A 20,056-nucleotide genomic window follows, 5' to 3' on the forward strand; every position below is an offset into this window, starting at 1 on the left:
CGATCTTCCGCCCCGGCTGGTGCACGCGCACCCTCCCGTTCCGGCGTTACGTGGGGGGCTGCCTGCAGAAGCGGCCCTTGCGAATCAACTAGCAAGTGTGCTTAGTATCTAATTAGTAACCTTGCTTACTATCGCGAAGCCAGCAGCGCTGGCAGCCCTAGGCGAAATCCTTCACGAAAGAGAGCGATCATGACTGAAAACCAATGGCCAGAGGCACTCCCTTCAACCTCCCTCGACCAGTACGGCAACCCGGTCCCGGCCACGCCGGCCACAGCCACGCCTTCCGGACCACAGGGCGTCTCCGCATCAAAGACCGAGGCGGCCAAGACAGAATCAGCGGAAGTGGCCGGCCAGGCTGCCGGTGCCGCCAAGGACGTGGCAGAAATTGCCAAAGTGGAGGCCGCCAACGTAGCTTCGGAGGTTAAAACCAACGCCCGGGACCTCCTGCATCAGGCCAAATCGGATCTCACCAGCCAGGCGGGTACGCAGCAGCAGAAGGTCGCCAGCGGCCTGCGGTCAGTTTCGGAAGAGCTGCATGCCATGGCCCGGGCGTCAGACCAGCCCGGACTCGCTTCGGACCTGGTGCGCCAGGCTGCAGACCGATCACAGTCTGTGGCATCGTGGCTGGACGGCCGCGATCCCGGCTCGCTCCTGAACGAGGTCAAGAGCTTCGCCAGGCAGCGCCCCGGCACCTTCCTGCTCCTGGCCGCCGGCGCGGGCGTCCTCGCAGGACGGCTCACCAAGGGTTTGGCCGCTGGCGCTCCGGAGGCGCAGGGCCCGTCCGGCCGGGCATACCCTCCCGCTCCGAGGACGGCCCCGGCGCAGCAGGGTGGGCCCATCCGCCAGGAGACAGTATTTGCGGCCGGGGATGACCGCGGTCTCTTCGAGGAACCGGTCATTGCCACAGGCAGGCCCGTGTCCGCTCATACCCTGCCGACGGGAGCCCCGGGCGACGTTCCCCTGCGGGAGGATGATGATCCGTTCCGCAACACCGCCGGCCGGGACGCGGAAGGACGCCACCTGTGAGCAGCCAATTCTCGGAGCCGCCTCCCACGGAGGCACATGTCAAGGCGGACAACACCTCGTTGGGTGATCTGCTCGGTGAGGTAACACGCGACCTGTCCACGCTGATGCGCCAGGAAGTGGAGCTCGCCAAGGCCGAACTTAAAGAGTCGGCCGGCAAAGCGGGCAAGGGCGGCGGCATGCTCGCCGGGGCCGGCGTCGCCGGGCACTTCGTCCTGCTCTTCCTCTCGATCGCCCTTTGGTACGCGCTGGGCGAGCTGATGGGACTGGGCTGGTCCGCCGTCGTCGTCGCCGTGATCTGGGGCATCATCGCCGCCGTCCTGGCCTCCATGGGCCGGAAGGAACTCAAAACGGTCAAGGGCATGCCCCAGACCACCGAAACACTCTCAGAAATCCCCCCAACCCTAAAACCCGGTGAGGTAAAACGATGAGCGAGAACCCGGACGATATCCGTTCAGATATCGAAGCAACCCGCGCCCGCCTGGGCACCAACGTGGACGCCGTGGCGGACAAAGTCAGCCCGTCCAACATCGTCCACCGCCAGACCGATAAAGTCCGGGACGCCGTGTTCGGAGTGAAGGAGAAAGTCATGGGAACAGCCGACGACGCCACCACCCGCCTCCACGACGGCGTCCACGCCCGCACCGACAGCGCCGGCAACGCCCTGCATGACGCAGGCGCCGCGATCGGGGACGCCCCGCACCAGGTCAAGGCCAAAACCCAGGGCAACCCGATGGCCGCAGGCCTGATCGCGTTCGGGGCCGGCCTGCTCCTGTCCTCCCTGATCCCTGCCAGCGAGAAGGAACGCGAAGCGGCGGACGCCCTCAAATCCGCCGCCGAACCCCTGACCACCGAACTGACCGAAGCCGCCAAGGACATGGCCGAAGGCCTGAAGGAACCGGCACGGGAGGCCATGGAAAACGTCAAAGCCACCGCCACCGACGCCGCCGAGCACGTCAAAGCCGAAGGCCAAACAGCAGCAGCCGACGTCAAAGACCGCGCCACCGACGCCAAGGACACCGTCCAAAACACCTAAGACAGACTGAACGCGCGCGGGCCGTCCTTCCTCCGGGAAGGGCGGCCCTGCGTCAGTTCTTTTCCTGGGATCCTTCGCCTTCGGGGACCACTTGGTTTGCGATCAGGTCCACGCGGTCAGCGGCCGTCAGCCCCTCATCATCTTGGATGGCAGCAACGTCCCGGCTATCTACAGGAGCAGCCTCTGGGGGTTCAGCATCCGCATCGTGGTGCAGGTCGTCTTTGTGGCGGGCTTCCTGGAGGTGGTGCTCCAACTTTTCCTCCGCGTCGCGTCGGCGCTGCCCCACCGTGCGGATCTGCTGTGTTGTCGGAGCGGCGTGGGCGTGCTGGTGCGGACCATGATCGTGGATGCTGTCGGGAATGTCTGCGCTCATACAGAAATCGTCCCACCCTACGTCAACGGCGGGAAGGTGCAGTTACAACCGCAAGGAACGACGGCGGGCTGCACAGGTAGAGGCGCGCGCTGAAGAGTTTCTCCTCTTTCACCGTGATGACGCGGGTAAAGGTGAGGACCTTCTCAGAAGCGTTCAAGCCGAGGCTCCTGCGCACCTCGGCGGGCGGAACCTCGCGGCTGCCCCGAAGCTTTGGCGAGCGCAGTGAAGGACTGTGCCGCCGTCGCGCTTTGCCCGATCAGTAGGTAGACTGGTCTACCTACTGAACCTATCGAGTGAGGACCGGCCATGACGGCGAACCAGACAGCAGCGGCACCCCGCGCCTCCCGCCGGCCCGCCCGGGAGGCACTACTCGAGGCCGCGGCCAGACGCTTCTACGCCTACGGCCTGACCGGGACGGGCATCGACACCATCACGGCCGAGGCCGGCGTGGCCAAGAAGAGCCTGTACAACAACTTCGCATCGAAGGCCGATCTGGTCACGGCCTATCTGTACGCCCGGCATGAAGAATGGCTCGGCCTGTACAGGGTGCGGCTGGACAAGGCGGCCACTCCGCAAGACCGCGTGCTGGCTGTCTTTGATGCCTACGCGGACCACGCCGATCTGGCCTACGAGCACGGCTTCCGTGGCTGCGGCCTGCTGAACGCGGCGGCCGAGCTTCCAGCCGGCGACCCCGGACGTGCGGTGGTCCGGCACCACAAGGAGGAAGTGGAAGCGCTCCTGGCTGAGCACCTGACTGAGCTCCTGCCGGACCCGGCAGTGAAAGCCGCTCCCCTGGCCATGCATCTGGCGTTCCTTCTCGAAGGCTCAATGGTCCGCGCCGGCCTTGAAGGCGACGACCACTGCGTCCTGGAAGCCCGCCGGATCGCGGCCAGCCTGATCGGCGCCCTGTGAAGAGGACGGCAGTGAGGACGTCAGTTGAGACGGGCCGCTTCCACGGGACCACCTGGGGTGCGCTGTTTGTGCTCGCCGCTTCGGTCCTCTGGGGCACCACGGGAACGGCGGCCACTTTCGCCCCGGACGTGAGCCCGCTGGCGATCGGCGCGGTGGCCATGGGTTTCGGCGGCCTGCTGCAGGCGGCCATTGCGGCCCGGCCCATCCTGGCCTTCCGCCTGAACCTCCGGAGACAGTGGCACACCGTGGCACTCGGCGCGCTGGCCGTCGCCGCATATCCCCTGGCCTTTTACTCGTCCATGCACCTGGCCGGGGTGGCCGTGGGAACGGTCGTCTCCATCGGCTCGGCACCCCTGGCTTCCGCCGTCATCGAAAAGGTTGTGGACAAGAGGCCGTTCACGGGCCGCTGGATTGCCGGCGCTGTCCTCGGCGTTGCCGGTGCCGTTCTCCTGTGCCTTGCCGATGCGGGCCTCGCCGACGCAACAGCGGCGGGCACGGAGTGGTCCACTCCGGCGGGCGTAGTGCTGGGGCTGCTGGCCGGGCTGACCTACGCCCTCTACTCCTGGGCCGCCCACCGGCTTATTAACACAGGCGTGCCCTCACGGGCGGTGATGGGCACGGTCTTCGGCATCGGCGGACTGCTGCTCATGCCCGTGCTGGCCTTCACCGGAGCTCCGCTCGTCGCCTCCTGGCAAAACGTGGCGGTGGGCGCCTACATGGCGCTCGTCCCCATGTTCGCCGGCTACGTTCTGTTTGGCTGGGGCCTGGCCCGCGTCCGCGCCAGCACGGCCACTACCCTTTCTCTCTCGGAGACAGTGGTGGCGGCGGTCTTGGCTGTGCTGGTGGTGGGCGAACGGCTGCCTGCGCTCGGCTGGCTTGGCGCCGCGATGATCGCTGGCAGCCTGTTCATCCTGACACTGCGGCCGTCGCGTAACCGCGCCACGCCTGCCGCAGCTGGCGAAGGGACGCACGACGGCGCCTCCTCCTCCCGGCGCCAGGCCGCCGCTGTCGCGGCTCCTGCGGCTCCGCCGGACTAGTTACGCCGCCAGCGGTGCGTCGAAAAGTTGCTCGGCAAGCCGGATCAGGCGAATGGGGGCGTCTGATTCGTGCCCGTGGCTGCCGTGTCCCAGGAACACCGCCGTCCCATTGAGGGTGTCGTCGAGGTAGACGCCTGCTTCGCGGGCAAGAACCTCGGCCCGGACGTTCTGGGGCAGGCGGCTTCCCTCATCGTTCAAGTAGACGTGCCAGTCCCGGCTGGTGATGGATTCAATGTTTCCGGCAACCAGCTTCTGCAATGCCGCCATGTCCGTGTCCACGGTTTCGATGCGCACCGGTTGAGTGAGCTGGGCAGGAACGATCAGGGCGTTGTAGATGGTATTCATGGTCTTGTCCTTGTAGCTGAAACTACGTTCTTTGTGGCGGCCCGAGGACACCAGGGAAGTGGTGCAGGCAGCCGAGTGGGTCTAGGAGTCTCGCATTCGGCTGCCTGCGGCATATCAGCGCTGGTTTTTGCGCGGCTTTATGAACAACTCATTGGTCTCGCCCTTAGCCCTTTTTTCGGCGCGTTTTTCGAGAATTGACTTTCCCGCTTTTTTGGCACTGCCGCTCTTGGGAGATTTTCCTGACAACGCAATCACACCTTTCTATCCTCTGTGCTTACCCAGTACCATACACACTTATATTTTTATTGCCAGTTTCGCTGAAAATCACCGCCAGTTCGCCAGCAGGGACTTGCTTGACCATGCGCAGCGCACGGTGGATAAAACCGTCAGATTCCGCAGCTAAAGCCACATTTCTTAAATTGAGATGATAAATCAGCCTTGCAAAGCATGCATTTATTCGATTCGCCTCCGCAGCCGACATAAAGTTCGGCATCGGTGCTTAGATAAGTGCTGCGTCGAACTTTCTGCGTTTTATGGGTTATTTTCGTCACTGCGGCACACGTGCCTATTTCGCGATCCTTCCCACGATCCGGCTGGCCACCAGCCGGCCGATTCCCGGCAACTGGGTGGCCCGTATGACCCACCGGCGCAGTAGTCGCTGCGTGGGGTTGGCGGGGAGGAACGACGACGCGGCACGCCTCCCTGCGGCCTGCGCCACCTCCACCGCGGGTCGCCAGCGCCGCTCGAATTCGGCGAGCGCCGGGCCGATCCCCGCCGGTGAGCTCACCGGCCCCAGGACTTCCCCCAGCACCGCGGCACCGGCGATCGCGAGTGAACCGCCCTGCCCCGCGAGGAGTGAAACGGCCCCGCAGGCATCCCCCACCAGAACGGTCCGCCCCGCACGCCAGCCGGGCATCACGATCTGCGCCACCACATCGTCGTACGGATGCTCCGGGCACAGCTCGAGCAGCCGGTCCACGGCGCTGCCCAGTCCGGGGAATTCGCGCCGCAGCCGTTCCTGCGGACTCCAGGCGCGCAGCTCCCCCGCAGTCCCTGCGTCCCGATACACCAGCAGGGCCGCAACCTCGTCCGAGCGGAGGCTGTAGAGGCCGGCCACCCGGCCGATGCTGTCGGTCAGGACGAACCGGTCCCGGAAGCGGGCGTTCAGCTGCGGATCGGTCACGATAAAGGCGGCAGCACGCATGCCCAGCGGACGCAGGTACTCCTCTTCGGGGCCGAACAGCTGGGCGCGCACGCCGGAGTGGATGCCATCAGCGCCCACCAGGACGTCCGCAGCGAGCGTCACGTCCGGCGCGTCAGCGACGGTGGCCCGGACGCCGTCGTCGTCATTCACCACGAGGGAAACCGTGGCGCCGTAGCGGACGCGTACCTTTCCGGGCGGAACGTCGTCGAGCGCGGCCAGCGCGGCGCGCTCCATGTCGGGACGCAACAGGCTCAGGACATTCCCGCCGGCAAGCCGGCCAAACCGGTCATAGTCGAGGCGGCACGTGGTGCGCCCCGCCGCATCGACATACTCGGCTGCCTCGACACGATAGGCAGCCGCTGCCAGACGAGGGTAGAGGCCGATCCGCTCCGCCGCCGCCACACCTGGGCCAAAAAAGTCCATCATGTAGCCATCGGGCCGCGGAGCGGGAGACTTCTCCAGGACCTCAACATCCCAGCCGGCCAACCCCAGCTGGCGGGCGGTGACGAGGCCGGCAATGCCGGCCCCGACCACCAAGGCCTTCATGCCCCGACCAACCAGATCCCCCAACCGCCTACGTCGCCGCTTCCGCCTCCGCCAGCCTGATCATGCGGAGCTCGTCCGCCACCCCATGGGAAGGCCATTGGGCATTCGCGAGCTCCCTTGCCCGGCCTTGATCCGCGCCCGGCACCACCTTGCCGAGGAGCTCGGTCGCGTACAGGAGGCCGATCAGCGCAGTGGTCCGGGCATCGGAGGGCGCGGTACCGGGCGCCCCCGCGTCGGACGTTCTGGCGCCTGATGTTCTGGCGCCTGACGGGGCACGGCCGAGTGCGGCCTCGATCCGCTGCAGGATCGCCTCTTCCGGGGCGTGGTCCTTCTCCGGGTACCGGGTGGTCCTGAAGATGCCAAGATGCTTTTCGCCCACATGTTCCACGATGCCCAGCGACGCCATGCCCTCATAGATACGGTGCACTTCGGCGCGGCTCTCCAGCATGGAAACGCACTTTTTGGGCGTATGCAGCCCGGGCCGGTCCCGGATGATTTCAAACTGGTGCTGGAAATCCGTTTGCGGAGTGGCGCCGGTGGCCACCACATGCTTCCCGTCCAGTTCGATGGCACCGAGCAGATCCAGCTCGGCCAGGATCGCTCCGGCCACGCCAGCCCTGAGTACGGGCGGCGGCACCTCGGGCCCGCCGTCCGTGTCATTTGTTGCCAGGAGGAGGAAAGCCTGGGGCAGGCTCAGCTCCCCGCTCTTCTGATAGTTGGCATCCATATGATCATGGTGACGCAGCCGGGCGCTCACCACAATGAGGATTTACAAGCCCGGAACGCAAACCCCTAGTCGCAAGCTGAATTGCAGAGTATGTTTAATGCAAACAGCTTTGCAGAGTGATCTGCGTTACAGATAGGGTCCGTCCTTGAAAACCACCGCCGTCGACGTTGAAGCCTTCGAGGCCGGAGCCGAAGGCGCCACGGCCAGCTCCCAGGCCTGGCTCGGGGACGCGATTCCGGACGTCCCCCTGACCAAGGCCCAGAGCCGCGTAGTGGAGGTCATCGCCCGCAATCCGCAGCTCTCGTCGTACGCGGACATTGCCGAGATCGCCCAGCGCGCCGACGTCAACAACTCCACCGTGGTCCGCGCGGCCCAGCACCTCGGCTACCGTGGCTGGCCCGACCTGCAGCGGGAACTGCGCTCCCGGTACCTCGTGATGATCTCCACCGAGGACACCCTGACGGAGCACGGCGAACACCGCAGCCCCCTGCACGACGCACTTAACCACGACATCGACAACCTGCGCCTGACCCTGGACTCCAATACAGCGGACGACGCCGAGGCCGCCATCGCGGCGATGGCCGCCGCCAAGTCAATCACCGTCGTCGGGCTTGGCTCCTTCGCCGGCCCCGCCAGCGTGATGGCGCACCTCGGGTCCACCATGGGCTACCCCATCAGCCTTGAGAACCGCGGCGGTGTCCACCTCGCCTCCAGCACCAACACCCTGGGCGAAGGCGATGTCCTGGTAGTCATCAACATGTGGCGCTCCATCCAGCAGATCATCGTCACCGCCGAAGCCGCCAAGCAGGCCGGCGCCACGGTCATTGCCATCAGCGACATGCGCCGCGGACGCCTTGCCGCTGCGGCCGACCACCTCCTGGTGGTGGCCTCGGAAGGCATCTCCTTCTTCCAGTCCGTCACCGCCGCAAACTCCCTGGTCTACGGCCTGCTCGCGGGAATGGAGGCGGCGCACCCCGAACGCAGCCGCACCGCCATCCGCCGCACCCAGCAGTTGTGGAAAGACCTGGACATCTACCTCGACTGACCCCGCCCCTCCGTCATACCTTCCCCACGCCACAGATTCCAGGAGCACTTTCATGACCGACCACACCAACCGCCGCGTCGCCGTCATCGGCCTCGGGGCCATGGGCGGAGCGATGGCCGCCACTCTCCACCGCACCGGCTGGGACGTCACGGGCTTTGACCCGTTCGACGGCGCCCGGGCCGCCGCGGCAGAGGCCGGCATCGCCACCACCGCAAACCTCGAGGACGTGGCCGGAACCCCCTACGTGGTTCTCTCCCTCCCCGCAGCCAGCATCGTGGAAACCACCGTGCCGCAGCTCCTGGCCGCGCCGGGAACCGTGGCGATCGTCGACACCACCACCTCCGAACCGGCCACCAGCAAGCACATGGCCTCCCTCGCCGATGCCCAAGGGGCGGCATTCGTGGACGCTCCGGTCTCCGGCGGACGCGACGGCGCCGCCACCGGATCGCTGAGCGCCTTCGTGGGTGCAACGGACGCAGCACTGACCGCAGCGGAGCCCGTCCTGCTCGCCCTCACCGGCGGAAAGTACAGCCACATCGGCGGCCCTGGCAGCGGCAACGTGGTCAAGCTCCTCAACAACGTCCTGGCCGCGGCCAACCTGGTTTCCGTGGGCGAGGCCCTGGGCGTGGCCAAGGCCTACGGCATCGATCCTGCCAAGGCGGCGGCCAGCATCAGCGAGGCCTCCGGGGGCAGCAAAGTCTCCGCGAACATGTACCCCAACTGGGTCCTCAGCGGCACCCACGATTCCGGCTTTTCGCTGGGCCTGATGGCCCGCGATGCCGCCCTCGCCGTGGACGTCGCCGCCCAGATCGGCGAAAACCCGGCCCTGCTTGCCGCCGTGGCGGGCCAGTGGCAGGACGCCCTCGCCGTCCTCGGACCCCGTGCCGACTTCACCGAAATCGCCAGGACCGTGGCCCCGGCCATCACGCCAGCGGGCGCACCCGGCCGCAGCACACCAGCCTCATGACCCGTCGCTAAGCAACCAACCCCCAGCAACCAGCCCCAAAGGACCATCACATTGAGCATCACCACAGCACCCACCTCCTCCTCGGCGGCCACCGCGCGGGCCGTCCTGGACGCAGCCTTCCCTTCCGGTCTCGGCGCATTCGTTGACGGCAAAGTAGTCACCGGCAGCGGCGAGAGCATCACGCTCACCGCGGCAGCCACCGGTGAACCCTTCGCCACCTACGCCGACCCCGGCGCCGAGGGTGCCAACGCCATCCTGGAAAGCTCGACGGCGGGTGCGGCCGCCTGGGGCGCCCTGAACGGCTTCGAGCGGGCTGCCATTCTCCGCAATGTCAGCCTGGTGGTGGGACAACACGCCGAGGAACTGGCCATCCTCGAGTCAGCCACCACTGGAAAGCCCATCCGCGATGCCCGCGTTGAAGCCGCCAAGGTGGCGGAAATGTTCGGCTACTACGCCGGCTGGGCGGACAAGCTGACCGGCCAGACCATCCCCGTCCCCGGCAACTGGCACACCTACACCGAGCGCGTCCCGTGGGGCGTCGTCGTGGCCATCACGCCCTGGAACGCTCCCCTGTTCACGGCCGGCTGGAACTCCGCCGCCCCGCTGGCTGCCGGCAACGCCGTGATCATCAAGCCCAGCGAATTCACCCCTGCCTCCTCGGTCCGGCTCGCCCAGTTGGCCCACGAAGCAGGACTGCCCGCAGGCGTGTTCAACGTCGCCGCAGGGCTCGGCCAGACCGTGGGCGCCGCCCTCACCACCGATCGCCGGGTAGGCAAAGTCAGCTTCATCGGCTCTGTTCCCACCGGGCGCCGGGTGGCAGTCGCCGCCGCGCAGGCCGGCATCCCGGCACTGCTGGAACTCGGTGGCAAGAGCGCCAACATCGTGTTTGCCGACGCCGACCTGGACCGTGCCGCGGACGGCGCCATCTCGGCGATCTTCTCCGGCGCCGGGCAGTCCTGTGTTGCCGGATCGCGCCTTCTTGTGGAGCGGACCGTCCACGCCCAGTTCGTGGAGCTGGTGGCCGCGAAGGCCTCGAAGCTGCGCGTCGGCGATCCCCTGAGCGCGGACACCGAGGTGGGCCCCATCATCACCGCCCAGCAGTTCGCCACGGTCAACACGCTCATCGAGGCGGGAATCAACGACGGCGGCCGCCGGGTCACGGGAGCCACGCTTCCGGATGCCCTGGCCGGGTCCGCCCTGGCCGGCGGCCACTGGGTCATGCCTACGCTGCTGGACGGCGTCACTCCCGCGAACCGCCTCGAAACCACGGAAGTCTTCGGCCCCGTGGTGGGCGCGGACGCGTTCGACACCGAGGCGGAAGCCATTGCACGGGCCAACCACACGAACTTCGGCCTGGCCGGTGCCGTGTGGACCTCGGATGTTTCCCGCGCCCACCACATTGCCCGCGAGGTGAAGGCCGGCACGTTCTGGATCAACTCCTACAAGACCATCCACGTGGCGGTCCCGTTCGGCGGCTTCGGCGATTCCGGCCACGGCCGCTCCTCCGGCCCTGGCGTCCTGGACGAGTACACCCAGACCAAAGCCATTTGGGTCCCCACCCGCGCCGCAGGCTCCCCCTTCCCGTCGCTGTCCTACTAAAGCGCCCCTCGAACTTCCTACTGACGCATCCCACCAGAGCAGGCAGGTATTTATGGAACTGACAGACACCACACCCACGGCGACGCTCCGCACTGCCCTGGCCGACGCCGTCGAACGCTGGAAGCCCCGGGTCCAGGCGTTGGCGCAGGAAATCCACGCCCATAAGGAGGTGTCCTTCGAGGAGGTGCGCTCGGCTGAATCGATCGCGAAGCTGCTGGCCGAAGGCGGCTTCGACGTGGAACGCGGCACCGGCGGCCTGCCTACGGCGTTCACCGCGAGCGCCGGCAGCGGCGGCCTGACGGTGGCGCTCTGCGTGGAGTACGACGCGCTTCCGGACATCGGGCATGCGTGCGGGCACAACCTGATTGCGGGCGCCTCCGTGGCTGCCGCGCTTGCCCTGGCGCCGTACGTGGACGAACTGGGCATCACGCTGAAGGCCATCGGAACGCCTGCGGAGGAGCACGGCGGTGGCAAGGTGCTCATGCTGGAACAGGGGGCGTTCGACGGCGTGGGGCTGGCGTTGATGGTCCATCCCGTCCAGGACGGCCTGACCTACAACCCGGCGGGCACCAGCGCCCAGGCCGTGGGCCGGTACAAGGCAACGTTCACCGGGAAGGCAGCACATGCCGCGGCGGCCCCGCACCAGGCCATCAACGCCGCTGACGCCGCTGTGCTGAGCCAGGTGGCCATTGGGTTGCTGCGCCAGCAGATTCCCGGCGACCACCGCATCGCCTGCTTCGTGGCCGAGGCAGGGCACGTCACCAACATCATCCCGGACAAGGCGGTGGTCCAGTTTGAATGCCGGGCCTTCACCCTCCCGGAATACGAGGTCCTGCTCGAGCGCGTCCGCCGCTGCTTCGAAGGGGCCGCCCTGGCCACTGGAACCACGCTCGCCATCGAGGCCACCGAACCGCTCTACGAGCCCCTGCTCCAGGACGACGCCCTCGCGGCGCACTGGACCGGCGCCATGGACACCTTCGGCAAGGACACCTTCGGCAAGGACACCTCCCGCTCGTCCGGCCTCAGCGGCGGTTCAACAGACATGGGCAACATCTCCCAGGTCATCCCGTCCCTGCATCCCTGGCTCAGCATTCCAGGCGCCAACGTGCCCATCCATTCCCACGCGTTCGCCGCGCTGGCCAATACCCCGGAGGCGTACGGAGTGATGTTCGAGGCCGCCACCGCGCTGGCCTGGACCGTCGCCGCGGCAGCCTCAACCACTACCGAACGGGAACGCTTCATCAAAGCGGCATACCGCCGTCGTACTGTCACCCAGGAAGGCACATCATGAGCAGCAGCACTAGAACAGCGCGGACAGACAAGGCCGGCACCAAGCTGACCATCCCCATTGCCGCCCTGGCGCTGGTGATCGCCGTAGCGGTCCAGTTCATCGGCCAGGCCAAGATCGACGTCGGCATTGGCGCGATCATCATCTTCCCCATGGTGTGGGGCCTCATTCTTGGCCTCCTGGTCTCCGTGCAGAAGTTCAAGCCCCTCGGCCTTGACCTCCAGCGCGTTGCGGCTGCCCTGGTGGGCGTGGCCGTACTGCTCCTGGTGGCGCGGCTGGCCTTCAACATCGGGCCCAGCCTTCCCACTCTCCTGAAGGCAGGGCCGGCGTTGCTCCTCCAGGAAGTCGGCCACCTGCTCGGAACCATCGTGCTGGCACTGCCCCTGGCCGTTTTGCTCCGCATGGGCAAGGCAACCGTGGGTGCCACGTTCTCGCTCGACCGGGAACCGTCGTTCGCCATGGTCTCCGAGAAGTACGGTCCCGATTCGGACCAGTACCGCGGCGTGCTGGCCATGTACGTCTTCGGAACGCTTTTCGGCGCCGTGTTCATCACGCTCCTGACCTCGCTCGTGGCGAACTGGAAGATCTTTGACCCGCTGGCACTGGCCATGGGCGCCGGCGTAGGGTCCGGCTCCATGATGGCGGCTTCCGCAGCCAGCATCGTGGCCGCGTACCCGGCCGACCAGGAAGCCATCCTGGGCATGGCGGCCGTGTCCAACCTGATCACCACCGTCCTGGGCGTCTACGTGGGCATCTACATCGCACTGCCGCTGGCCGACCGTTTCTACAAGGCACTCACGCGCAAGCAAACAGCCCGCGAAAATGCGGTCGTGGCAGCGGGCGCCGGTCAACCACGCAGCGCCGCCGACATCGACCGCGAGGCAGCACAGGCGGAGGAGAACCGCCTGTTCCGCGAGCGCGTTGCCGAATCGTCCGCGGCCATGAGGCTTCCGCTGTGGCTGTCGCTGTCAGTCCTGACAGTCCTCGGCATCGGCACGGCCTCGGTGGCGGCGAAGGGTTTCAGCCTCTCGATCGTGGCCGGGTACGGCATCATGCTGGCCCTTGTCCTGCTCAGCATTGCCCTGGCGAAGCTCACGAAGAAGATCTCCGCGATTGTTTTCATCACCACCATCGGCGCCTACATCTCCAGCCCGTGGTTCTTCGCCGCGGAACCCCTGACGGCCGCCATCAAGACCGTCGACTTCCTGTCCATCGCCACCGTGATGCTGACGCTCGCGGGCCTGTCCCTGGGCAAGGACATCCCGCTGCTGAAAAACATCGGCTGGAAGATCATCCCGGTGGGCCTGCTGGCCATCACCGCGTCCTTCCTGCTCTCCACGGTGATCGCGGAGTTCGCCCTGGGCCTCTGGCACTAACAGGCAACGCGGGGTCACTTCCTGCCCAATAATCGGCGATTATCGGGCGAAAAGTGACCCCGCGTTGGACCGCCCCTCTCGCTGTTGCGGCGGGGAAGGTGACGTACGACGGCGGGACCTCCCGCCGTCGTACGTTCTGTTGGGTACCCGCGCCAGTGGGTCTTTACTAGACTGGGACCCATGACCGAGCACGAACCGGCCCAGGCCGGAGTCGCCGAGTCTTCAGGCCTGGCCGCCCCCGACGCCATCGACACCACGTTGCGCAGTCCGGCACAGCGGTCCAGCACGTTCGCCGGGGTCCTGGTGAACACTGCCCTGGCCAACATCACCACCAGCTACCTGTGGTTTGCCCTGACGTTCTGGGTGTACCTGGAGACTCGCAACGTGATCGCCACCGGAGTGATCGGCGGCGCGTACATGCTGTTGATCGCCCTGTCCAGCATCAGCTTCGGCACGTTCGTAGACCGCTACCGGAAGCTGTCCGTGATGCGCTTCGCTGCCGGATTCACTTTGGTGATGTTTGTGCTGGCCGGGGTGATGTTCCTGCTGACACCCGCGGCCTCCATGCTGGACCTGACCCAGCCGTGGTTCTGGATCTTCGCCGTGATCATCCTGATCGGTGCGGTGGTGGAGAACATGCGCAACGTGGCCCTCTCCACCGTTGTCACCATCCTCATCGAGCCTGACCGGCGGGCCAACGCCAACGGGTTGGTGGGCATGGTGCAGGGGCTGGCGTTTATCGTCACTTCCGTGCTCTCCGGGCTGTCGGTGGGGCTGCTGGGCATGGGCTGGACCATTGTGGTTTCCCTGGTGCTCACGGCGCTGGCCTTCGCGCACCTGCTCACGCTGCGCATGCCCGAGGAAGTGCGGGTGGCCGCCACGGACGCCCACGGCGCGTTCGACCTGCGCGGCTCCATTGCCGCCGTCCTGGCCATTTCCGGACTGTTCGCGCTGATCCTGTTCTCCACGTTCAACAACTTCATCGGCGGTGTCTACATGGCGCTGATGGACCCCTACGGCCTGGAGATGTTCCCCGTGGAACTGTGGGGAACCGTGTTCGCAGTCGGTGCCACCGGGTTCATCCTCGGTGGCGCGGTGATCGGCAAATTCGGGCTCGGGTCCAACCCGCTGCGCACCATGCTCATCGCGGTGATAGTGATGGGCGTCCTCGGTGCGGTGTTCACGGTGCGGGAGTGGGCATGGCTGTACATCGTCGGCATCTGGCTTTACATGGTCCTGATCCCCTTCGTGGAGGCCGCCGAACAGACGGTCATCCAGCGGGTGGTGCCCCTGCCGCGGCAGGGCCGGGTGTTCGGCTTCGCCATGGCGTTCGAGTCCGCGGCAGCGCCGATTACCGCGTTCCTCATTGCGCCCATCGCCCAGGTCTGGATCATCCCTTACGCCCGCTCCACTGAGGGCGCCGCGCAGCTGGCCCCGCTGCTGGGCGAAGGCGTTTCCCGCGGCATCGCCCTGGTGTTCCTGGTGGCCGGGACCCTCATGATTGCGGCCGCGCTGCTGGCCTTCCTGACCCCGGTCTACCGCAGGGTCTCAGCGTCGTATGCGCAGGCGGCTGCTGAAGGGCGGGAGACGGCGGAGTCTTCGTCGCGTCCTGTGGATGAGTAAACAGGCGCGGTTCCAGGTGGACGCCCTGCACCGCGGCTGCCGCAGAGCCTCCGGTACCTTCCCGTAGACTGGAGCGCGGCGGCCCGAACGTGGCCTGCAGGGATCTGGTGTACCTGATCCAGTGATTAATGAGCGCTGTAGCTTGAGCCGCCGCCAGGTCCCGGGGTTGCTGCCGGACGAGTTCCCGCCGGCAGCTCACCCAGTTTCACGGGACCACACTCCGAGATATGCACCGATTTCGGGCGCTGACATGTCAGGATTTCGAATCAGTGAAACGCTGCCCTCAGCGTGAGCGCCAGCGGCCCCGAGAGGTAAGACGTGAGCATTACAACAGTTCCTGAATCAACCCGGCACGTCCAGCACGGGACCCGTCCGCGGCACCGGAGCCAGTCGTTCCGCCCGGAAATCCAGGGACTTCGATCCTTGGCTGTGCTCATGGTGGTGGCCTACCACGTGTGGCTGGGCCGGGTTTCCGGCGGAGTGGATGTCTTCCTGCTGATTTCTGCGTTCCTGATGACGCTGCAGTTCACTAACAAGTTCGACAGAAAACAGCCCTCGGACCTTCTCCGGCATTGGCTTCGCCTCTTCCGGCGGCTTCTTCCGGCCTCGGTGCTCGTTATTGCCGCTACGTTGCTCGCCACGTTCCTCTTCGTCCCCAAGACCCGGTGGCTCGGCATCATCGAACAGGGGTGGGCGTCCCTGCTGTACTTCCAGAACTGGCTGCTGAAGGCCCAGTCAGTGGACTACTACGCAGGAGACCACAGCCTGGCCAGCCCGTTCCAGCACTTCTGGTCGCTGTCCATCCAGGGCCAGGTCTTCATCCTGTGGCCGTTGATCTTTGTTTGTGCAGCAGTTACCGCCAGGAAATTTCGCCTCCACTACCGGGTACTGCTGGTCTACGTTTTCGGGGCGCTGTTTGCGGGATCGTTGATCTATTCGATCTACTACACCAGTACCCACCAGTCCGAGGCCTACTTTGATAGCGGAGCCCGGCTGTGGGAGTTCGCGCTCGGCTCCCTCGTGGCCCTGGTTTTACCTGGGCTGGACCTCTCCCGGCGCGTCCGGCTGTTCCTGGGGTGGGCCGGTATTGCGGGCATGCTCAGCTGTGGCCTGATCCTTCAGGTCCAGACTGCGTTTCCGGGCTACATCGCCCTATGGCCCGCCCTTGCGGCGTCTGCCGTCATCGTGGCCGGCCAGACCGGAAGCCGTTTCGGAGTAGACCGCATTCTGAGTTCACGGTTCCTGGTGAGGCTGGGTGACAACTCGTTCGCCTTGTACCTGTGGCACTGGCCGGTGCTGGTGATCTACCTGATCTGGTCGGGCAAGGACCATGCAGGCTGGCTGTCCGGCAGCGCCGTGGTTGCGGCCTCCCTGGCGCTTGCCGTCCTCACCACCCGCCTCATTGAAAAACCGTGGCGTGCCTGGAAGTGGCCCGAGGTCCGGCGCCGGCGCTCGGTCATCGCCATTGCCGCCGCCGCCGCAGTGGCAATGGTCCCCCTCAGCGGATGGGCGTACGTCCTGGATGAGGAAAACCGCACACTCATGAGTGAGGCCCAACGGAACAATCCAGGGTCCAAGGCGCTGCTTCCCGGCTATGTGGACAAGGCCGACGCCGACGCCGGGATCCTTCCCACCGCCGACAGGCTGCCGAAAGACTATGCAATCCTGGGCAAGCGCTGCCGCGGAGAACAGTCACCCGGAGCCGGCCCCCTCGAGAAGGCCTGCGGGCAAACAGACGGGCCGGCGAAGCCGGACAAAAAGATCCTGATCCTCGGCAGTTCCCACTCTGAGCAATGGATGGCAGCGCTGAAGCCTGTTGCGGCCAAGAACAACTGGCTGCTGTACTCAATCCTCAGGGGAGGCTGCGTCTATGCCCCTCCCGGCTCGGGACTCGAACCCGGCTGCGAAACGTTCAATGCTGAAGTTGAAAAGTACGTGGCGGCCCACAAACCCGACGCCATCTTTACAGTGGCAACCGCCGCTGCGGTCGCCTCGCCGCGGGAGCAGCTGAGCCCGGGGTTCGAACAGCTGGCGCGGGACTTCACGGCGGCGGGCATCGAGGTTGTGGGCATCCGCGACAATCCCCGCTTCCGGCTGAACATGCCCGAGTGCGTCATCACCAAGGGCGCCGATGACCCGGCGTGCAACCCTCCCAGGGACAGCGTGCTGCCGAAGGTTCCGGCGTTCAGCCCGCTGGTTGGGAAGATCAAAGGACTGACCCTGCTGGACCTGTCGGACAGCCTCTGCACTGCGGATACCTGCCCCGCCCAGGTGGGCAACATGTACGTGTACCTGGACAGTAACCATTTGAGCGCGACCTACGCGGAAACAATGGCCGACGTCCTGGAGGACAGGTTGCTTGCAGCCACCGGGTGGTCCGGCCGGTAGCAGCACCCGCTCCCAGGTGAGGGGCACGACGGCGGGACCTCCCGCCGTCGTCCGTTCCCCGTGTCGCGGGAGAAGCACAGTCGCCGGAACGCGACGATACTGGCACACTGGGCCAATGAATGAGGCGCTCCCACCGTCCCGCAGGCCCGGCATCCGTGCTGCGATGTTTGTTGATTTCGACAACGTTTTTACCGGTCTGCAGGCCCTCGATCCACTCGCGGCGAAGCGTTTTGCCGAAGACCCGAAGCACTGGGCGGACGCTTTGTCGGCCGGAAGTTCCGGCGAGGACACCCGCCGCTTCCTGATCCGCAACTGCTACCTGAACCCTGTGGTGTACTCGAAGTACCGGACCTACTGGACGCGCGCCGGTTTCCGCGTGATCGACTGCCCGTCGCTGACGCAGCGCGGGAAGAGCAGCACCGACATCAACCTGGTGCTTGATGCCATGGACGCGCTGTCCGGCAATGTCGGCATCGAGGAATTCTTCATCGCCTCGGCCGATGCCGATTTCACCTCCCTCATCCAGCGGTTCCGGGCCGCTGACCGGATGACCACGGTAATTGCTGCCGGTGCCGTGGCTTTCGCCTACCGGGAGATGGCCGACCATGTGGTGGAGTCCCACGACTTCGTCGCGATCCTCAACGGCACAACGGTGGAACCTGTTCATGCGGTGGCGTCCGGCAATGAGCATGCCCCGGCCACAACGAAGGCAAAGACCAAGGCCAAGGCCGCATCACCGGCCATCCGTGAGGTCCTCGAACTCGTCCGCGCCGCTCCGGGACCGGTGGTGGGCGCGATGGCGGCCCACCGGGCGCTGACGGCAGAGCCTTCCCTCAAGACAGACTGGGCCGGCTTCGGAAAGTTCGGAACCTGGGTGTCCCAGATCGGCCAGGCCGTGGAGTACTCCCCGGCACAGGGCGGCTGGGTCTGGGACGGCAAGCGGTTTTCAAGCGAGGATCTGCCGGCGCCCGCCGACCTCCAGCCGGGCATCGAGGAGCAGGTCACCAGGGTCACGGATGTGCCGGCACTCTCCGCAGCCCAGTTCCGGCAGATGTTCCATGCCATGGCGGCCAGGCTCCGCGAGCATCCCCTTAACCGCACCGAATTGTCCCGGCAGGTGCGGGACGACTGCGTCAATGCGGACCAGCCCGTTTCCCGCAACGCCGTGAGCTTTGTCCTGCAAGGCCTGGCCTACGTCAACTTCCCGATCAATGACGAGGCGACGCCGGAGGGCCTGGCGGCAGCGTGGACCGCGAATGTGGAGGAACTCTGCCGGGTGGCGCTGCTGGAGTTCGACTCCGCCGAGAAGCTCGCGGTGCGGCGCTGGGCCAGCGGCGGGTTACTGGAGAACTGACCCAAGGTGAAGCGCACGACGCCGGGACCTCCCGCCGTCGTGCGTTTGCTTTGTGTCTTGTCAGGCGTCGTCGCGGGCGAGATTGAGGACCTTCCCGGTCGCCGCCGGCGCCGCCGTGGTCTCCCGCGGTACCAACGTTGGCCGAAGCACCGTGTTCACGGCGTCCGTCCGGCCTCCCACGCGCTCCAGCAGGAGGCGGCCGGCTGCGACGCCCATGTCCAGTCCGGACTGATCAACGGTGGTCATCGAGATGGGAGCCAGCGAGGAGGTGAAGATGTTGTCGAAGCCAGCCACTGACAGCTCGTCCGGCACGCGGATGCCTGCACCCCACAAAGCAGTCAGGACTCCGAAGGCGGCGACATCGCAGCCGGCGAACACAGCGGTGGGCCTGTCGGGCCGGGACAAGATCAGCTTGCCCGCCTCTTCGCCGCCCTCCTGGCTCCACTGCGACTGGACAATATCGATCCCGTCGCCCAGGCCATGGCGGATCATGGCGTCGACGTAACCGCGGACCCGGACTTCTTCGGGGAGCCGCGCATCATTCTTCCCGTCAGTTGTGTGGTTGACGTATGCGATCCGCCGGTGCCCGAGCCCCACCAGATGATCGACCACAAGGCCTGCGCCTGTGAAGTCGTCGGCAGCCACGGAATCAAGGTCCGGGCTGGAGCCGTGGCGGCCAAGGACCACCATCGGCACGTTCTTGGCCACGGTTTCCAGTTCCTCGTCGGTTCCGAGGGGAGAGATGAGGATGATCCCGTCCATTCCGCGGTCAACGAGGTCCTCGACCATCCGGTCCTGGGCATCCTTGCCCGAGCCCGCCGGGGCAGCCAGCAACCGGTACTTCTGCCGCTCGCATTCCCTCCTGATGCCTTCAACCAGCAGCGATGAGAATTCGTTGTGCAGATCGGCCACGACCACAGCCACGGTGTGGGTTCGTCCGCGCATGCCGCGGGCCGAGGCCAACGGCCGGTAGCCCAGGGACTTCATGGAGGCCTGGACTTTCGCCTTCATCTCGGGGCTGACACCGTAGGCGTCGCGGAGCACTTTCGACGCCGCCGCCGTAGAGACGCCCGCGTGCCGGGCGACATCCACAATGGTGGGCCTCTTATCCGCAGAACCCTTGCTCATAGAGCTTTTCCTCTCGGCTGCATCCACGCTGTATCCATGCCGGACACCCTTCTTATCGCATTAGAAGCCTAAGCCCCTTGGCAAA

21 protein-coding genes are annotated in these 20,056 nt (G+C 66.1%); 13 read left to right on the forward strand and 8 right to left on the reverse strand.

Features of this window, described 5'->3' with window-relative positions:
• The first annotated feature begins 189 nt into the window (after nucleotides 1-189).
• Genes J2808_RS09845 through J2808_RS09855 form a run of 3 tightly spaced genes read left to right on the forward strand, consistent with a single transcriptional unit; the run spans nucleotide 190 to nucleotide 2,059 of the window.
• Complete coding sequence (locus J2808_RS09845) at nucleotides 190-1,026, forward strand: hypothetical protein (RefSeq protein WP_309815310.1); 837 nt, start codon at nucleotides 190-192, stop codon at nucleotides 1,024-1,026.
• The gene (locus J2808_RS09850; RefSeq protein WP_309815314.1) at nucleotides 1,023-1,454 is read left to right on the forward strand and encodes a phage holin family protein; all 432 of its coding nucleotides are present in this window, start codon (nucleotides 1,023-1,025) and stop codon (nucleotides 1,452-1,454) included. The genes J2808_RS09845 and J2808_RS09850 overlap by 4 nt, the downstream gene beginning before the upstream one ends.
• Entirely contained in the window at nucleotides 1,451-2,059 is a 609-nt protein-coding gene (locus tag J2808_RS09855; RefSeq protein ID WP_309812914.1) for a DUF3618 domain-containing protein, read from the forward strand. Before J2808_RS09850 ends, J2808_RS09855 begins: the two co-directional genes overlap by 4 nt.
• A gap of 52 nt (nucleotides 2,060-2,111) precedes the next feature.
• Here the strand turns inward: J2808_RS09855 and J2808_RS09860 are convergent, their stop codons facing one another.
• Together J2808_RS09860 and J2808_RS09865 are read right to left on the reverse strand one after the other, a co-directional pair.
• Nucleotides 2,112-2,432: a hypothetical protein gene (locus J2808_RS09860; protein WP_309815317.1), complete on the reverse strand. Its 321-nt coding sequence runs from the start codon at nucleotides 2,430-2,432 to the stop codon at nucleotides 2,112-2,114.
• Between the two features lie 22 nt (nucleotides 2,433-2,454).
• Entirely contained in the window at nucleotides 2,455-2,589 is a 135-nt protein-coding gene (locus J2808_RS09865) for a hypothetical protein (protein ID WP_309815319.1), read from the reverse strand.
• A 149-nt stretch (nucleotides 2,590-2,738) separates the two neighbouring features.
• Between J2808_RS09865 and J2808_RS09870 the strand changes: the two genes are divergently transcribed.
• Entirely contained in the window at nucleotides 2,739-3,344 is a 606-nt protein-coding gene (locus J2808_RS09870; RefSeq protein WP_309815321.1) for a TetR/AcrR family transcriptional regulator, read from the forward strand.
• An 11-nt stretch (nucleotides 3,345-3,355) separates the two neighbouring features.
• Nucleotides 3,356-4,381 (forward strand): DMT family transporter, encoded by a 1,026-nt coding sequence (locus J2808_RS09875; RefSeq protein ID WP_309815324.1) that lies wholly within the window; start codon nucleotides 3,356-3,358, stop codon nucleotides 4,379-4,381.
• Here the strand turns inward: J2808_RS09875 and J2808_RS09880 are convergent, their stop codons facing one another.
• The 5 genes from J2808_RS09880 to J2808_RS09900 form a co-directional block, all read right to left on the reverse strand.
• A complete protein-coding gene (locus tag J2808_RS09880; RefSeq protein ID WP_309815328.1) occupies nucleotides 4,382-4,726 on the reverse strand; it encodes a DUF3846 domain-containing protein in 345 nt (114 codons plus the stop codon).
• A 114-nt stretch (nucleotides 4,727-4,840) separates the two neighbouring features.
• Nucleotides 4,841-4,981: a hypothetical protein gene (locus J2808_RS09885; protein ID WP_309815590.1), complete on the reverse strand. Its 141-nt coding sequence runs from the start codon at nucleotides 4,979-4,981 to the stop codon at nucleotides 4,841-4,843.
• A 19-nt stretch (nucleotides 4,982-5,000) separates the two neighbouring features.
• The gene (locus J2808_RS09890; protein ID WP_309815330.1) at nucleotides 5,001-5,219 is read right to left on the reverse strand and encodes a hypothetical protein; all 219 of its coding nucleotides are present in this window, start codon (nucleotides 5,217-5,219) and stop codon (nucleotides 5,001-5,003) included.
• Between the two features lie 72 nt (nucleotides 5,220-5,291).
• Nucleotides 5,292-6,476, reverse strand: a complete 1,185-nt coding sequence (locus J2808_RS09895) for an FAD-dependent monooxygenase (RefSeq protein ID WP_309815334.1) — start codon at nucleotides 6,474-6,476, stop codon at nucleotides 5,292-5,294.
• 28 nt (nucleotides 6,477-6,504) lie between these two features.
• Nucleotides 6,505-7,203 (reverse strand): GOLPH3/VPS74 family protein, encoded by a 699-nt coding sequence (locus J2808_RS09900; RefSeq protein ID WP_309815337.1) that lies wholly within the window; start codon nucleotides 7,201-7,203, stop codon nucleotides 6,505-6,507.
• 145 nt (nucleotides 7,204-7,348) lie between these two features.
• On the opposite strand from J2808_RS09900, the gene J2808_RS09905 reads away from it, so the two are divergent.
• From J2808_RS09905 to J2808_RS09940, 8 genes are all read left to right on the forward strand, one after another.
• Entirely contained in the window at nucleotides 7,349-8,248 is a 900-nt protein-coding gene (locus J2808_RS09905) for a MurR/RpiR family transcriptional regulator (protein ID WP_309815340.1), read from the forward strand.
• Nucleotides 8,249-8,300: 52 nt separating this feature from the next.
• Nucleotides 8,301-9,215: an NAD(P)-dependent oxidoreductase gene (locus J2808_RS09910; RefSeq protein ID WP_309815342.1), complete on the forward strand. Its 915-nt coding sequence runs from the start codon at nucleotides 8,301-8,303 to the stop codon at nucleotides 9,213-9,215.
• A 51-nt stretch (nucleotides 9,216-9,266) separates the two neighbouring features.
• Entirely contained in the window at nucleotides 9,267-10,814 is a 1,548-nt protein-coding gene (locus J2808_RS09915) for an aldehyde dehydrogenase family protein (protein WP_309815346.1), read from the forward strand.
• A 52-nt stretch (nucleotides 10,815-10,866) separates the two neighbouring features.
• Complete coding sequence (locus J2808_RS09920) at nucleotides 10,867-12,105, forward strand: amidohydrolase (protein WP_309815349.1); 1,239 nt, start codon at nucleotides 10,867-10,869, stop codon at nucleotides 12,103-12,105.
• Nucleotides 12,102-13,478, forward strand: a complete 1,377-nt coding sequence (locus J2808_RS09925; RefSeq protein ID WP_309815352.1) for a DUF3100 domain-containing protein — start codon at nucleotides 12,102-12,104, stop codon at nucleotides 13,476-13,478. Before J2808_RS09920 ends, J2808_RS09925 begins: the two co-directional genes overlap by 4 nt.
• Nucleotides 13,479-13,658: 180 nt before the next feature.
• Nucleotides 13,659-15,101, forward strand: a complete 1,443-nt coding sequence (locus tag J2808_RS09930; RefSeq protein WP_309815354.1) for an MFS transporter — start codon at nucleotides 13,659-13,661, stop codon at nucleotides 15,099-15,101.
• Nucleotides 15,102-15,419: 318 nt separating this feature from the next.
• The gene (locus J2808_RS09935) at nucleotides 15,420-17,489 is read left to right on the forward strand and encodes an acyltransferase family protein (protein WP_309815357.1); all 2,070 of its coding nucleotides are present in this window, start codon (nucleotides 15,420-15,422) and stop codon (nucleotides 17,487-17,489) included.
• Nucleotides 17,490-17,604: 115 nt separating this feature from the next.
• Entirely contained in the window at nucleotides 17,605-18,843 is a 1,239-nt protein-coding gene (locus tag J2808_RS09940) for an NYN domain-containing protein (protein ID WP_309815360.1), read from the forward strand.
• A gap of 60 nt (nucleotides 18,844-18,903) precedes the next feature.
• Here J2808_RS09940 and J2808_RS09945 read toward each other — a convergent pair whose 3' ends face one another.
• Entirely contained in the window at nucleotides 18,904-19,971 is a 1,068-nt protein-coding gene (locus J2808_RS09945) for a LacI family DNA-binding transcriptional regulator (RefSeq protein ID WP_309815363.1), read from the reverse strand.
• Nucleotides 19,972-20,056 lie beyond the last annotated feature (85 nt).

The organism is Pseudarthrobacter sulfonivorans, assembly GCF_031454915.1.
Lineage (GTDB): Bacteria > Actinomycetota > Actinomycetes > Actinomycetales > Micrococcaceae > Arthrobacter > Arthrobacter sulfonivorans_C.

What these genes read in the sequence shown, in the direction of transcription:
- J2808_RS09910 (WP_309815342.1), top strand. Translation starts at nt 8,301, where the DNA reads ATGACCGACCACACCAACCGCCGCGTCGCCGTCATCGGCCTCGGGGCC.
- J2808_RS09855 (WP_309812914.1), top strand. Translation starts at nt 1,451, where the DNA reads ATGAGCGAGAACCCGGACGATATCCGTTCAGATATCGAAGCAACCCGC.
- J2808_RS09925 (WP_309815352.1), top strand. Translation starts at nt 12,102, where the DNA reads ATGAGCAGCAGCACTAGAACAGCGCGGACAGACAAGGCCGGCACCAAG.
- J2808_RS09870 (WP_309815321.1), top strand. Translation starts at nt 2,739, where the DNA reads ATGACGGCGAACCAGACAGCAGCGGCACCCCGCGCCTCCCGCCGGCCC.
- J2808_RS09880 (WP_309815328.1), bottom strand. Translation starts at nt 4,726, where the DNA reads ATGAATACCATCTACAACGCCCTGATCGTTCCTGCCCAGCTCACTCAA.
- J2808_RS09940 (WP_309815360.1), top strand. Translation starts at nt 17,605, where the DNA reads ATGAATGAGGCGCTCCCACCGTCCCGCAGGCCCGGCATCCGTGCTGCG.
- J2808_RS09900 (WP_309815337.1), bottom strand. Translation starts at nt 7,203, where the DNA reads ATGGATGCCAACTATCAGAAGAGCGGGGAGCTGAGCCTGCCCCAGGCT.
- J2808_RS09945 (WP_309815363.1), bottom strand. Translation starts at nt 19,971, where the DNA reads ATGAGCAAGGGTTCTGCGGATAAGAGGCCCACCATTGTGGATGTCGCC.
- J2808_RS09895 (WP_309815334.1), bottom strand. Translation starts at nt 6,476, where the DNA reads ATGAAGGCCTTGGTGGTCGGGGCCGGCATTGCCGGCCTCGTCACCGCC.
- J2808_RS09845 (WP_309815310.1), top strand. Translation starts at nt 190, where the DNA reads ATGACTGAAAACCAATGGCCAGAGGCACTCCCTTCAACCTCCCTCGAC.
- J2808_RS09930 (WP_309815354.1), top strand. Translation starts at nt 13,659, where the DNA reads ATGACCGAGCACGAACCGGCCCAGGCCGGAGTCGCCGAGTCTTCAGGC.
- J2808_RS09920 (WP_309815349.1), top strand. Translation starts at nt 10,867, where the DNA reads ATGGAACTGACAGACACCACACCCACGGCGACGCTCCGCACTGCCCTG.
- J2808_RS09860 (WP_309815317.1), bottom strand. Translation starts at nt 2,432, where the DNA reads ATGAGCGCAGACATTCCCGACAGCATCCACGATCATGGTCCGCACCAG.
- J2808_RS09890 (WP_309815330.1), bottom strand. Translation starts at nt 5,219, where the DNA reads ATGCCGAACTTTATGTCGGCTGCGGAGGCGAATCGAATAAATGCATGC.